Genomic DNA, 14,394 nt, shown 5'->3' on the forward strand with positions numbered 1-14,394 from the left:
AAGTGGAGAGTGGAGAGTGGATAATGACTGCCGTGACGGTTATGACTATCAATTATCAATTATCAATTGTCAATTATCAATTATCAATTATAAAAACATAAATGCCGGTACATTATATCGATTTTAATAAGCAGTTAATACCCGAAAAAGAGGCAATTATTACAGCCGACAACCGTGCGTTCCGTTACGGCGACGGAATTTTTGAAACCATGCGGTGGATGGATGGGGATATCCGGTTTCTGTCTCATCATGTATCAAGGCTCCAGGGTAGCATGCGCATGTTGCAATTGGAACATCCTGCTACTTTCGATGCATATTTCATCCGTTCGCGTGCCGCCGAACTCATTAAGCGGAATGGATTGGAGGGGCAGCATGTGCGCGTCCGTCTTCAGGTATACCGGGATGGGGGAGGACTGTATAGTCCGCAGCAAAATCAAGCCGCTTACGTGATGAGTGTTGCCAAGCTGGATCCGGACGAGGTAAAACACCGTAAGATCGGATTGATCGTGGATGTTTATTCCGAATTCAGGAAACCTTACAGTGAACTTTCCAAATTAAAATCAGGCAACTCACTGGTTTATGTGATGGCGGGATTGTACCGTAAAAAGAACGGTTTGGATGATGTGCTGATTCTCAATCAGGAAGGTTTTCTGTGTGAGTCCATCAGTTCCAATATTTTTATTTGGTACGGCAAAAAACTCTATACACCGGCTATCAGTGAGGGCTGTATTGACGGTGTTATGCGTAAAGTAGTCATTGAAATGGCGTTGGAAAATGGTCTGGAAGTCATCGAGGCTCAAATCAGTCCTGCTATCATGAGTCAGGCTGATGAAATATTTCACACCAACGCCATATATGGCGTGCAATGGGTAATGGGATACAAACAAAAGCGTTATTTCAATCGCATTTCCCGAATGCTACAGGAAAAGCTAACGCACCGTTGAAAATCCTACCAATTCATCCCAGGTTGTGCCCTGGCGACGGTTGTAAACCAGGATCTGATACGTGTTGTTGGTCTCGAAATGATCACCGCTGGAGAAAGTAGGGTTTACTTCTCCTGTTGGACTTACATATACATATTCATAATCATACAATCCCTGCTTAAGCAGGAGCGTACCCCGCCACGTTTTTTGGCTGGCGTCATACGTCAATTTATTGGCTTCGTTACGTTGGTAGCTGTTAAAGCCACCTACGATGTAAATCGCACCCGCTGTCACTGCATCATCTGCCAGGGTAAATGTAACCCATATATAATCTGATTCAGTATCGGCATTGTCTTTATCCTGGTTACGGATAAAAAACTGTCCGTTCTCATCGAAAACAGATGCGTAGGAAGCTGTGCGATAGTTTTCATCGGGGAGGAGATCGACCCGGACGGTACTGTCAACCTGGATAGTAGCCATCCGTTCGGATGCCAGTCGCAGGCTGCGCAGGTCAACAAACCTGAATTCATTGCTTCCGCCGAAATCCAATGTGCGGTTGTCGTGGTATCTCAATTCGCCGTTGTTTACAAATTGAGGAGTGGTCAGCCATTGTTGGATGTCTGGCCGTTGATTCTGCAGCACCAAAATTTTGATGTCCTGATAAGGGTTGTTTACTGTCAGGCCACCGGTATGTACCGTAACATTCAGCTTCTGGTTTTTACTCCGTTTCGCAACATCCACGGAAGGAACCAACTCGGGTGAAACGGACATCAATGGTGCCAACACGTAGAAACGGCGACTGATAATTAGTCGGCTTTTGTCGGCGTCTTCATAGACCTTCAGGAGATAGTTGCCCGCCAATTTGGGTTTTACGTTGTTCGTGGGAAAATCGACACGGTAATGCGTGTATGACTGAAGTGTGTTGACTGAGTTACTGTAATTGATAATGCGGTCTTCGTTGTATCCATCAGCGTATTCCAACGGCGAGAGCCTGCTGGGGTTCCAGTTGGCATCACAGTGTTCGATGCTGAAATAATAGTTACGTACATCACCCCGCAGATCGTCAAAAGCAAGCATCAGCTGGTTTTCACTGAACAATTCGATAACGGGAAAAGCATTTTCCTGATCCGCAGGATAAAACTGAACCGATTTGATGGAAGGTAAATAATCGATGTTGTCGTATACCAACTCCTGTTGTGGGCTGCGTTCACGTGATACCCGCTTCTTTTTCTGTTTTTGGGCAGTCAATCCCAAACAGATATGCAGCAGAACGAATATTACTATTAGCTTCCTCAAACTAGTAAAATTTAGCCGTTAACAATGATTTCTTCCGCCAGCTTCTCCCACCGTTGCTGAAGCTCCTGAAGTTCACTTTTTAGGTCTTCGTAACGTTGGGAAACCTCCGTTAACTTTTTTGGGTCTGCGTAGGTGGCTTCTTCTGCCATGAGTGCTTCGGTTTCCTTGATGGTCCGTTCGATATCGGCGATGCGCTGTTCGACGCTCTCCAGCTCTTTGTTCAACTTCCTGCTTTGCCGGTCGCGATCTTCATCCTTAGGCGACTCTATTTTTTTGGGCAGAGTTTTAACGGGCTTGGCATCCGCTTTTTCCGGTGTGGTATTTGGCATTCGCTTGGATTGCCATTCTTCAAATTCTTGGTATGTACCGGGATATTCCTTTATTTTCCGGTCTTCAATGTACCAGATTTTGTTCGCTACGTTGTCCAGTAGGTAACGGTCGTGAGACACCACGATGAAAGTACCCTCAAATTGTCTGAGGGCCTGTATCAGGATATTTACCGATTGAATATCCAAGTGGTTAGTGGGTTCGTCCAGTACAAGGAAATTCGCATCCGCCGTAAGCGCCTTCGCCAATGCCACCCTTGATTTTTCACCGCCGGATAATACCCGGATTTTCTTGAAAGCATCGTCACCCGTAAACAGAAAGCAACCCAGGATGGAGCGGAGTTCTGTTTCGGTATGTTTCGGTGCAAACGCCTGAAGCTCCTGCAGAATTTCATGATCCAAATGGAGTGCTTCAAGCTGATGCTGGGCGAAGAAGGTCTGTGTTACATTATGCCCGGTTTCGCTTTTTCCCGTGAATTCCTTATCCGCGTTGGCGACAATGCGCAGCAGGGTAGATTTTCCTTTTCCGTTAGCGCCAATCAACGCAATTTTATCTCCTTTTTCAATGATGGCATCTGTATGCTCCAGGATGGGGATGCCGGGATACGATTTGCTGATGTTCTCCAGCCTGACCACGTGCCGGCCGGATTGTTTGCTAAACTTGAAACGGAAGTTGACTGTGGGGTTGTAATCATCCACATCTTCCACGCGTTCCATGCGTTCGAGGGCCTTGATGCGCGACTGCACCATTTTGGCTTTGCTGGCCTTTGCGCGGAACCGTTCAATTAAACGTTCTTCCTGTTTGATTTTGGCTTGCTGGTTTTTGTATTGATTGCTTTGGATTTCTTCGCGTAAGGCTTTTTCTTCCAGATAGAAACTGTAATTTCCCGCGTACTGAATGAGTTTCCCACGCTTGGATTCCACAATCGTATTAACTACGCGGTCCAGGAAATAACGGTCGTGCGATACGATCACAATGGCTCCGTCAAACGCCTGAAGGTAACCTTCCAACCATTTGATGGAAGGCAGGTCGAGGTGGTTCGTAGGTTCATCAAGCAGCAAGATATCGGGAGCCTGGAGCAATATTCTCGCAAGCATCACCCGCATACGCCATCCTCCGGAAAACTCAGACAGCTGCCGTTGCTGATCTTCATCGCTGAAGCCCAGCCCCGCGAGTATCTCATGGGCCCGGTATTCGATGTTGTAACCATCCAACGCTTCAAACTCCGATTGCTTATCACTGAGCTTTTGGATAATATCGTCGGAATAATCGGTTTCAAGCTTTTTAAGCAGTCGCTCTATTTCCGTATGCAACTGATTCTGACGCTCAAAGGCCTCCATGGCGACATGAAGAATACTCTTATTGGATTCGTACGACAATAAGTCTTGGTTAAGATACCCGATTTTAATATCCTTGGCCATCGAAATGGTACCCGACGTAGGGGCATAATCACCTACGATCAGCTTCAGTAAGGTCGTCTTACCGGTACCATTGGCACCGATCAATCCGGTTTTGTCGCCAGGCTTAATGTGCCAATTGGCTTCGTCATACAGTGCACGGGCACCAATTTCAAATGTGAGGTTATTTATAGCAATCATTACGGGTGCAAAAGTACGAAATTAAGTACGAGGTACGAAGTTAGAAGTACGAAGTTGGAAGTTGGAAGTTGTACCTCGTATCTTGTATTTCGTCTCGTTTCTAAAATCTGAAATCTAAAACTTACCTTTGTGGCCATGTATAAACTGGTAAAACCCATCCTGTTTTCCCTCGATCCGGAAGAGGCGCATCACCTGGTTTCAGGTGGCTTGAAATCTTTTTGCAGGCTGTGGGGAGGGAAACGTCTGTTGAGTTCTGCCTATGCGTATGAACATCCGAAGCTTGAACGGAATATATTTGGATTGAAATTTAAAAACCCAGTCGGATTGGCGGCAGGATTTGACAAGAATGCGGCGTTTGTTGAAGAAATGGATACGTTGGGCTTCGGGTTTATTGAAGTGGGAACCGTAACGCCGAGACCACAGCCCGGAAATGAACGGCCGCGGCTGTTCCGGCTGGTAGAAGACAAGGCACTGATCAACCGGATGGGATTTAATAACCAGGGAGTGGATGTGGCTGCAGCCCGATTGAGGCAGTTAAAAAAAGAACACCCCATAATTGTCGGAGGTAACATTGGCAAAAATAAGACAACCGCAAACGAAGACGCTGTAAAAGATTATATCATTTGTTTCGATACGCTTTTTGATGTGGTGGATTATTTTGTCGTAAACGTGAGCTCACCCAACACGCCGGGATTGAGAGCACTTCAGGACAAAGAACCTTTGATGCATATCCTCGAAACGTTGCAGCAGCGGAATCAAAAAGAAGGAATTTCACGCCCCATATTGCTGAAAATTGCTCCAGACCTTACAGATGATCAGTTGGATGATATTATTGAAATCGTTCGTGAAACCGGTATTGCCGGCGTCGTTGCCACCAACACCACCATCAGTCGCGAAGGATTGAAACATACGCGGTGGGCATCGGAATTGGGCGGACTAAGTGGTGCTCCATTGACAACGCGTTCAACGGAGGTAATCCGTTATCTCTCGACCCGGTCTAACCCTGCCATTCCCATTATTGGAGTCGGCGGGATACATACGCCGGAGGATGCGTTGGAGAAACTAGATGCAGGAGCGGCGTTGATACAATTATATACCGGATTTATTTATGAAGGTCCGGGATTGATTAAACGCATTTGTAAAAAAATAGCCCACAGGCAATGAAGTCTGTGGGCTCTCTACTAAGTTTTAAGCCAATAGCCTACTGCAACGCATCCAAGCGCGCCTGTAATTCGTCTATCTTTGCTTGATCTTCTTTAATTTCATAGTACCTTTTCAGGTTGGTGAGAGCTACCTGAGATTTTCCATCGATCTCTACTGCTTTTTCCAGATAGGGTAGGGCCGTATCGAAGATGTCATACGCTTTTTTGATTTCCGCATCGTATTCAGCTTGCTGAAGATTAGCGTTGTTCGTTTTGTTGAAATGGTCGATCCCCTTGTTCAAAATCAGTCCGCCCAAGTTGATGTTCGCATCAAGGTAATTCGGGTCAATCTCCAGGGCTTTTTTGTAGGATGCCTCAGCTTTTTCAGTATCTCCGGTTTCGCTATATGCGATTCCCAGGTAATAATGCAGGTTTTTGTTATCGGGATCTTTCGCTACCTGATCGTTGATGGCATTAATTGTTTTTTCGTCATTGCCTGCCATCAGGTTAAGTTCGATGTGCTGTGTGGCTAGTTCGCCATCTTCCGGATATTTTTGGGTACCTATTTCAGCATATTTAATAGCATTTGTAGTATCGCCCTTCATAAGGTATAGACGGGAAACGTCCAATATAATCTGCCGATTGTTGGAAAAACTATCGATAGGTACCAATTCGACGTATTTAGCCAGCGCTTTATCGTAATCCTGGGCGTTTACGGCTGCCATACCTGAATAATACAATAAGGTAGTATCACCGGGAAGATAGGTCAATCCTTTGTCAAAGGCATTGTATGCACCCAGGAAATCCTGGCTATCCCATAGTTTAGCACCTTTATTCAATTCGTACTGAGCGAGAATCGACCCAAGGATATTGAGGTTCTGCTCATTTTCCTTTTCGGTATCAAGGCTGATAGCTTTTTCGCGGGCCTCAACGGCTTTCTGAACATATTGTTCGGAGGTTTCCGTAGAGTCTAATAAAGCCAAATCGGCATTTACCAATGCATAATACGTCCAGGTCTCTGCCAAATTCATGGTTTTTTCATGTTCTATGGCTTTTTCCAACGCTTCTTTGGCCGTGTTCAAATCACTTACGCCAAGTGTTGCGTTACCGACGGACTTTACTTCATTGAACTTATCGTAGCTTGCTTTTGCTTTTCTTAGGTTGCTGGTTTGTGCAAATGCTACCGAAGAAGCTAAAAACAGCGTACCTAATAAAATGGATTTCACTTTCATGATCGTAATCTATTGTGTGAGTTGATTTAAAATGCTATTTACCCGTTCTTTTTGAATAATATCCCCAGCTTGATCATATAATACGGCTAAGGATTTCAGTGCTCTTACTTCCGATGGTTGTATTTGGTTTGCTCTTAACAAATAATCTTGTGCTTTGTTTTGTTTCTCTTCATCTTGGGGATTAGCGATGTACTCTTTTAAGTACATCAATCCCAATTCCAGGTTGCCTTCAAAGTTATTTGCATCGAGGTTAATCACCTTCTCATAAAATGATTTCGCTACCTCATTGTTACCTTCCATCTCGTTAGCATAACCTGCGATGTAATTCAGGTTTACATTTTCGGGTTCATGGGCAATCGCTTCGTCCACCAGCGGTACAATCGCCGAATATGCTTCGTTGGCGAGGTATGTATTGATCAATGTAAACAAAATCTCCTTGTCTTCCGGAAATTGCTCCCTACCGGCTAATAACGTGTTGAGCATCGACCGGGTATCACCCTGTTGGCGATATAATTTGGCTAACTCCAGAATATAGACCGGTGAGGAAGTTTCCTTTTGAGCAGTAAAAGCTTGATAACGTTTAATCGCGTCTTCATTTCCGCCTATTTTAGTGCTCAATACTGCAAGATTATGTTTTACATCAATGGCAGAGCGGCTGATGGAATCCACTTTTCGGTATTGATGGTAAGCTTCTTCATAGTTTGCGCTGACTACCGCGCGGTTTGCTTTGATCAGGTACGCGTTGGCCAATGAGCGCTTGATGTAATTAATTTCAGCCTCGTGTTCAGTACTTACGGGCTTATTGGTTAATCTTCTCAATGTTGACAAGCCAATGTCTGCCGGATCGGCGGTATAAGGTTGCGCACGGTTTGAATCGACCACGGCCAATGTGCTGTATACCAATCCGCGTAGTAGGATATTACGAAAGCTGACCGAATCCCGCTTGGTCTGATAAGCCGCATCCGACAATTTCCGCGCTGCATCCAAGTATTTAAAATCCTTGGTCTTCGTGTAAAGCGCGAAATTATTATTACCTTCTTTCAGATTTGATTGGGCGGTCGCAGGCAATACACCTGTGGCCAGCAGCAACACGATCGCTGCTGCTTTTCCCAGATTATTCCTCCGGCTGAGCCGATTCGTCGGTATTCCCCTTGTTGTCATCGGTGTTATTGATGTTCTCCTGGTTTTCGTCGTTTTCTTCATCTTCATGTTCCACTTTGGTTACAGACGCAATTTCATCGTCGCCCTTCAGGCTGATGAGCCGAACACCCTGTGTGGCTCTGCCCATGACACGCAGTTCGCTGACTGCAATCCGGATCACGATGCCGGACTTGTTGATAATCATCAGATCGTCGTTGTCCGTCACATCCTTGATTGCCACCAATTTACCTGTTTTTTCAGTTACATTGATGGTCTTTACGCCCTTACCTCCGCGGTTGGTTACCCGGTAGTCTTCAATATCGGTACGTTTTCCATACCCTTTTTCGGAGACTACGAGTACCGTCGTTTCAGAATTATTAACACTAATCATGCCAACTACCTCATCATCGGGCCCTGCCAGTGTCACGCCCCGCACACCGGTGGCGGTCCGTCCCATCGGGCGCACGGTTGATTCATTGAAACGGATGGCCCTTCCGGAGCGGAGTGCCATTACGATTTCGCTGTTGCCGTCTGTCAGGCAGGCTTCGAGAAGTTGGTCACCCTCATTGATGTTGATTGCATTGATGCCGTTGGCCCGCGGCCGTGAATAGGCTTCCAGCGAAGTTTTCTTGATGGTGCCGCGTTTCGTACACATGATGATGAAATTGTTCTCCAGGTATTCGGTATCCTTGAGGTTTTTCACCTTGATGTACGCCTTGATTTTCTCCTCTTTAGGAATGTTGATGATGTTCTGTATGGCCCGCCCACGGGAAGTCCGCGTGCCTTCCGGAATTTCGAAGGCCCGTAGCCAGAAACAACGGCCAGCTTCCGTGAAAAAGAGCATGTAGTTATGGGCAGAAGCAATAATAATGTGTTCGGTAAAATCTTCCTCGCGCGTATTGCTGCCCAGCGAACCCTTGCCTCCACGTCCCTGTCTGCGGTATTCTGTTAAGGGAGTGCGCTTCACATAGCTTTCATGCGAGATGGTGATGACAATCTCTTCGTCTTCAATGAAATCTTCCATGCGCATGTCTTCTGCAGAATGCACAATGGTTGAACGACGTTCATCACCATATTTTTCCTTCACCTCGCGCAGCTCATCCTTAATAATGCTCATCCGAAGGTTTTCATCTTCCAATATCGACTTCAAGTAGTCGATGGTTTTCATCAGTTCAGCATATTCTTCCTTGATCTTGTCGCGTTCCAGTCCGGTGAGCCTGCGCAATGTCATATCAAGGATGGCTCGGGCCTGGATATCGCTTAAGCCGAATTTTTCCATCAATCCCACCCGTGCATCGTCGGGAGTTTCGGACGAACGGATCAATTGGATAACCTCATCAAGATGATCCAATGCGATCAATAACCCTTCGAGAATGTGTGCCCTCTTTTCGGCCTCAGCCAATTCAAACTTGGTACGGCGGACAACCACTTCATGGCGATGCTCAACAAAGTGGTAAATCATGTCCTTAAGGTTGAGCATCATCGGACGCCCATGTACCAAAGCGATGTTATTTACGCTGAATGAGGTCTGTAAGGCCGTGTGTTTGTATAGGTTATTCAGTACGATCGATGCGTTTGCATCCCGCTTAACGTCGTATACAATACGCATCCCATGCCTGTCGGACTCGTCGCGTATTTCGGATATACCTTCTATTTTTTTATCGTTTACCAGGTCGGCGGTACGTTTAATCATTTCCGATTTATTCACCTGGTAGGGGATTTCGGTTACGATGATCTGCTCACGCCCTGTTTTTGTGGTTTCTATTTCAGCTTTTGCCCGCATGACGATACGGCCACGTCCAGTTTGGAACGCATCCTGCACACCCGCATACCCGTAGATAATTGCACCTGTGGGAAAATCCGGACCTTTGATGTGTTGCATCAACTCGGCGATTTCAATGTCACGGTTGTCGATGTAAGCGATAATCCCGTCCACCACTTCTGAAAGATTATGGGGGGCCATATTCGTTGCCATACCCACCGCAATCCCTGATGACCCGTTAACCAGCAGGTTTGGAATACGGGTAGGGAGCACCGTCGGTTCTTCGATCGAATCATCGAAATTAAGTTGGTAATCGATCGTGTCCTTATTAATATCAGAAAGCAGCTCTTCGGCTATCTTTTTCAGCCGGGCTTCTGTATAACGCATGGCCGCAGGGGGGTCGCCGTCTACCGAACCGTAGTTTCCCTGACCGTCTACCAACGGATACCGCAGGCTCCAATCCTGTGCCATTCGCACCATGGTATCGTATACAGAGGAATCGCCATGGGGGTGATATTTACCAAGTACATCGCCAACGATACGGGCTGACTTTTTGTAGGGCTTACCACTGGTTACACCCAGATCAAGCATGCCATACAATACACGACGGTGTACGGGCTTCAACCCATCACGTACGTCGGGAAGCGCACGCGAAACAATGACAGACATTGAGTAATCAATGTATGCCGATTTCATTTGGTCTTCGATATTGATGGGGATGATCCGGTCGTTCGCCGGAACGAGGTTGTTTTCGTTTTCTGTTTCTTCAGCCATTATACGTTTTCAGTTCTCTTAACTCACTGTGCGCAAACAGATATAAGCAGGTCCGCTTATTGCGCATGCGAAAATAAGAATTTTTTGGGTGAAAGCATAATCTTTTTTGGGTGAAAAGGCCTGTACGATGGTGGTTATGTGTCGGCGCTTTGGGGTGAACCGATCGGCCCACAGGCTGTGATATTACATCGCCTTCGAGGGAGATTGATTTTGAGAATCGGTGCATAATTCTTACCTTTGTGTGCTAAATCTTTCTTACAATCCACTCATCTAGTAACACAGCTTATGGAAATTCAGGGAGAAATAGTAAATTATTCGACATTTGTGTACCATTGGACTTATGATAAACTCATCAGCTGGGGTGTCCCTGTAGAACAGGCGAACTGGGTTAATCTATTCGTACTGCTGGGGCTGATGTTGATCGTTTTGGGATTGATTGATTTTATAGTCAGGAAGGTGTTGGTAAGTGTACTGACAAGTGCAGCTAAGCGTTCCTCAACCAAATTCGACGACTACCTGGTGAGCAACCGTGCACTGGTCCATTTTGCACGGCTAATACCGCTGGTTATCTCCATTCAGTTTATTCCTGTCGTATTCTCGGGTTTCCCGGGGTGGATAGGGCCGTTACGCAAACTTGTAGACATCCTGCTGGTGTTGGGATGGGTGATGCTGTTCCGCGCGCTTTTCCGGTCAGTCCGAGACCACCTGCGCACAAAGAAAGGGTTTCAGGACAAGCCGCTGGACAGTTACCTGCAGGTCGTCAATATTTTTATGTTTTTCATTGCCGGCATCATCATCTTTACGATGGTGACGGGCAAATCACCGTGGGCATTTCTAGGGGCGTTGGGTGCCGCATCTGCGATTCTTATGTTGGTGTTCAAAGATACAATATTAGGCTTCGTTGCGAGTATACAGGTATCTACGAATGATATGGTACGTGTAGGTGACTGGATCGAAATGCCCAAATACGGAGCAGACGGAGATGTCATTGAAATCAACCTGAATACCGTAAAAGTTCAAAATTGGGATAAAACAATTACCACCATTCCTACTTATTATCTCATTACCGACTCATTCAAAAACTGGCGCGGCATGCAGGACGCAGGTGGCCGGCGGATCAAGCGGGCCATTAACATCAAGATTTCGTCGATTCGCTACTTAAGTAGGGAGGAAATCGAGCGTTTGTCGAAGATCCAGTTGTTAGCATCGTATATTATGGAACGACAAGCGGAAATCGATCGGTACAACGCGGAAACCAAAGCCGACCGGTCTATGCCTGTTAACGGCCGCAACATGACCAATGTGGGACTGTTCCGGCAATACATCAATCGCTACGTACAGAATCACCCGCAGATCCGTAAGGATATGACAATGTTGGTGCGGCAGTTGCAACCCACGGAACATGGCCTTCCCATTGAAGTATACATATTCACGTCGGATATCCGCTGGGCAATTTATGAAGACATCATGTCCGATATATTCGACCACCTGCTTTCGGCCATCAAATATTTTGAACTGGAAGTATTCGAGGCGCCTGCATCCGATGATATCCGCAACCTCCGTTTGCCGATGGCCGGCGGCGGCAAAGGAGGGGCTGCTTTTCAGCTTACGGAATGAACCACTTGGCGTGCTCAGCGATCGCGCGCATCGTTGATGACACGCATTACTTCGTCCACGATTGATTTCGCTACATCGCGCATTTTCGGATTACCGTCAAAGTCCGCATCGAGCGTGATTTCCTTACTTTTTTCCTTGTAGTTGTATTGCAGGTAGAAGCGCGGTACGGGCTGCCCGCCCCTTGCGTCTCCACTCGTCATGTCGTCGGGAAGGTTCCAGAAACCCAATTGGGTGGCTTTGCCATGCAGGTATTGGAAGTCGTCCTTCCGCAATCGGACAGTATCGATGACCAAAGAATCGCGGACATTGAGGTATTGGTAGCGTCCGGTTGACGAATCAAACTGATTAACCAGGTCATCCCCCGTTCCATATTTCAGGACGATCGATTCGAAATCTGAAAACCGGAACGGTGCATTCTTAAACATCTGGCTATAGTAGTAAAAACAGTATAGTAAGAAAGGAACAACAATACAAACGGCAAGGAAAATTTTCTTGGTACGATCACTCATTGGTACATATCTTTTTTGATGGTCGCAAAATTAGTTATTTTAGGGTACTTTAGCGTACCAATCCTGCCCTTTTGAGTAACGCCTCAGGTTCGGGCTTACGCCCCCTGAACCGGATGTAAAGTTCCATCGGATCTATTGTGCCGCCACTGCTCAGCAAATGCTTGAATTTGGTCGCAGTTTGGGGATGGAAAATCCCGGTTTCTTTGAAATACGAGAACGCGTCGGCATCCAACACTTCGGCCCATTTATAGGAATAATACCCAGCGGAATACCCGCCGGCAAAAATGTGGGAAAAGGAGGGGCTCTGTGCTGTTCCCGGCACATCGGGATAAAGCTGTGTGTCACGCATTGTGTCTTTTTCAAAACGCTCGATGGATAGGTCGTTGTTCAGTTTGCCGGTATGGTAGGCCATATCCAATAATCCAAAACCCAGTTGGCGTAGCGTCTGATAACCTTCCATGAAATTGGCGGCGGCTATAATTTTATCAATTTCTGCTTCCGGCAGTGGTTCGCCGGTTTGATGGTGCTTGGCAAAAGAACGCAGGAACTCCTTCTCGTAGCAGTAGTTTTCCATAAACTGCGAGGGCAGCTCCACAAAATCCCAATACACGTTGGTGCCAGACAAGCTTTCGAAAGTCGTGTCGGCCAATATGCCGTGCAGGGCATGTCCAAATTCGTGAAATAGTGTGGTTACCTCGTTGAATGTAAGCAGGGAAGGAATCTCGCCCGCCGGCCGTGCAAAATTGCATACGATGGAAATATGCGGACGTACCTGTTTGTTGTCTTCTTTCCACTGACCGCGGTAGGCCGTCATCCATGCACCGGCACGTTTGCCTTCACGCGGATGCCAGTCGGTATACAGCAAGGCTTTGTGTGCCCCATTTTCAGAAACCTCATATACCGTCACCTCTTCGTGATATTTCGGGATGTCGTTGCGCACACTGAATGTGAGTCCATATAACCGATTTGCAGCCTCAAATGCCCCTTCCAATACACGCTGTAAGGGAAAATAAGGTTTCAAGGTTTCGTCAGATAGGTTGAATTTGGCTTTCCTCAATTTTTCCGCATAATATGCATGGTCGTAAGGCATCATTTCATCGATTCCATCTTCCCGGGCCAATGCCTTTAGCTGGTCGATCTCCTGTTGTGCATGGGGTTTGGCCTTTTCCAGCAGGTTGTTCAGAAAATCCAGTACAATGGCAGGGGAGGAAGCCATACGTTCCTGCAATACGAAGTCGGCATGCGTGCCAAAACCCAATAATTTGGCACGTTCGTCGCGCAAGACGACGATATTACGTACGATGCCTTCGTTGTTATATTCATTGGGTTTCAGTGCGCGGGTAGATGAAGCGCGGTATAGTTCCCTGCGCAGGTCCCGGTTGACCGCATATTTCATGAACGGTACAAAGCTCGGGAAATGAAGGGTAAACACCCATCCGTCTAGCTGACGTTTTTCGGCTTCGGCCTTGGCGGCGGCCAGGATAGATTCCGGCAAACCCGTCAATTGCTCCCTGTCCTGTATATGCAAGTGATATGCGTTGGTTTCCTGGAGTACGTTCTGCGAGAATTTCATGGTCAGCGTAGCCAGCTGCTTATCGATCTCGCGCAGTTTTTCTTTGTTTTCCGTCGATAGCAATGCGCCGTTGCGAACGAATCCTTTGTAGGTTTTATCCAGCAGGCGGCTTTCTTCGCTGTTCAGCGATTGTTCATCCACTGTATCGTGCACCTGTTTCACCCGTTGGAACAGCCCTTTGTTCAGCATGATATCGTTGCTATATGCCGCTAGTATCGGCGATAATTCTTGGGCAAGTTGCTGGATTTCGTCATTCGTTTCGGCCGAGTCTAGGTTGAAGAACGTAGCAGAAACGATGTTGAGCCGTTTACCCACCTGTTCCAGAGCCACAAGGGTGTTGTCAAAATCCGGTGCAGCTGGATTGTCCACGATCGCATCGATTTCCTGTTTGGCGTCTTCAATCAATTGAAGAATAGCCGATTTGAAATGTTCCGGTTTCAGGGATTCAAAAGGTATCGAATCGAACGGCGTGCCGAAAGGCTGTAATAAAGGATTGTTCAT

10 protein-coding genes are annotated in these 14,394 nt (G+C 46.7%); 3 read left to right on the forward strand and 7 right to left on the reverse strand.

Going from position 1 to position 14,394, the window contains the following annotated elements; genetic code table 11:
- Positions 1 to 101 precede the first annotated feature (101 nt).
- Positions 102 to 944 carry an aminotransferase class IV gene (locus IEX60_RS10915; protein ID WP_188750476.1) on the forward strand — a complete coding sequence of 281 codons (843 nt, stop codon included), beginning with the start codon at positions 102 to 104 and terminating at the stop codon, positions 942 to 944.
- Here IEX60_RS10915 and IEX60_RS10920 read toward each other — a convergent pair.
- Together IEX60_RS10920 and IEX60_RS10925 are read right to left on the reverse strand one after the other, a co-directional pair.
- Positions 930 to 2,219, reverse strand: coding sequence for a type IX secretion system plug protein (locus tag IEX60_RS10920; protein WP_229717526.1), 1,290 nt, complete (start codon positions 2,217 to 2,219; stop codon positions 930 to 932). The genes IEX60_RS10915 and IEX60_RS10920 overlap by 15 nt on opposite strands.
- Positions 2,220 to 2,230: 11 nt before the next feature.
- The gene (locus IEX60_RS10925) at positions 2,231 to 4,144 is read right to left on the reverse strand and encodes an ABC-F family ATP-binding cassette domain-containing protein (RefSeq protein WP_188750478.1); all 1,914 of its coding nucleotides are present in this window, start codon (positions 4,142 to 4,144) and stop codon (positions 2,231 to 2,233) included.
- 135 nt (positions 4,145 to 4,279) lie between these two features.
- Here IEX60_RS10925 and IEX60_RS10930 point away from each other — a divergent pair, with 135 nt between their 5' ends.
- Positions 4,280 to 5,308, forward strand: a complete 1,029-nt coding sequence (locus tag IEX60_RS10930) for a quinone-dependent dihydroorotate dehydrogenase (protein WP_188750480.1) — start codon at positions 4,280 to 4,282, stop codon at positions 5,306 to 5,308.
- A gap of 37 nt (positions 5,309 to 5,345) precedes the next feature.
- On the opposite strand, the gene IEX60_RS10935 is transcribed toward IEX60_RS10930, so the two are convergent.
- From IEX60_RS10935 to gyrA, 3 genes are read right to left on the reverse strand one after another with little or no spacing between them, the layout of a single operon-like run.
- Positions 5,346 to 6,518 carry a tetratricopeptide repeat protein gene (locus IEX60_RS10935; protein WP_188750482.1) on the reverse strand — a complete coding sequence of 391 codons (1,173 nt, stop codon included), beginning with the start codon at positions 6,516 to 6,518 and terminating at the stop codon, positions 5,346 to 5,348.
- Between the two features lie 9 nt (positions 6,519 to 6,527).
- Positions 6,528 to 7,679 (reverse strand): tetratricopeptide repeat protein, encoded by a 1,152-nt coding sequence (locus tag IEX60_RS10940; protein WP_188750484.1) that lies wholly within the window; start codon positions 7,677 to 7,679, stop codon positions 6,528 to 6,530.
- On the reverse strand, positions 7,633 to 10,194 hold the full coding sequence (gyrA, locus tag IEX60_RS10945) for a DNA gyrase subunit A (RefSeq protein ID WP_188750486.1): 2,562 nt from the start codon (positions 10,192 to 10,194) through the stop codon (positions 7,633 to 7,635). The genes IEX60_RS10940 and gyrA overlap by 47 nt, the downstream gene beginning before the upstream one ends.
- Before the next feature lie 285 nt (positions 10,195 to 10,479).
- Between gyrA and IEX60_RS10950 the strand changes: the two genes are divergently transcribed.
- On the forward strand, positions 10,480 to 11,811 hold the full coding sequence (locus IEX60_RS10950) for a mechanosensitive ion channel family protein (protein ID WP_188750488.1): 1,332 nt from the start codon (positions 10,480 to 10,482) through the stop codon (positions 11,809 to 11,811).
- A 14-nt stretch (positions 11,812 to 11,825) separates the two neighbouring features.
- Here IEX60_RS10950 and IEX60_RS10955 read toward each other — a convergent pair whose 3' ends face one another.
- Both IEX60_RS10955 and IEX60_RS10960 read right to left on the reverse strand, forming a co-directional pair.
- Positions 11,826 to 12,236, reverse strand: coding sequence for a hypothetical protein (locus IEX60_RS10955; protein WP_188750490.1), 411 nt, complete (start codon positions 12,234 to 12,236; stop codon positions 11,826 to 11,828).
- 133 nt (positions 12,237 to 12,369) lie between these two features.
- Positions 12,370 to 14,394 carry a M3 family metallopeptidase gene (locus IEX60_RS10960; protein ID WP_188750492.1) on the reverse strand — a complete coding sequence of 675 codons (2,025 nt, stop codon included), beginning with the start codon at positions 14,392 to 14,394 and terminating at the stop codon, positions 12,370 to 12,372.

It is taken from the genome of Parapedobacter defluvii, from assembly GCF_014642075.1.
Lineage (GTDB): Bacteria > Bacteroidota > Bacteroidia > Sphingobacteriales > Sphingobacteriaceae > Parapedobacter > Parapedobacter defluvii.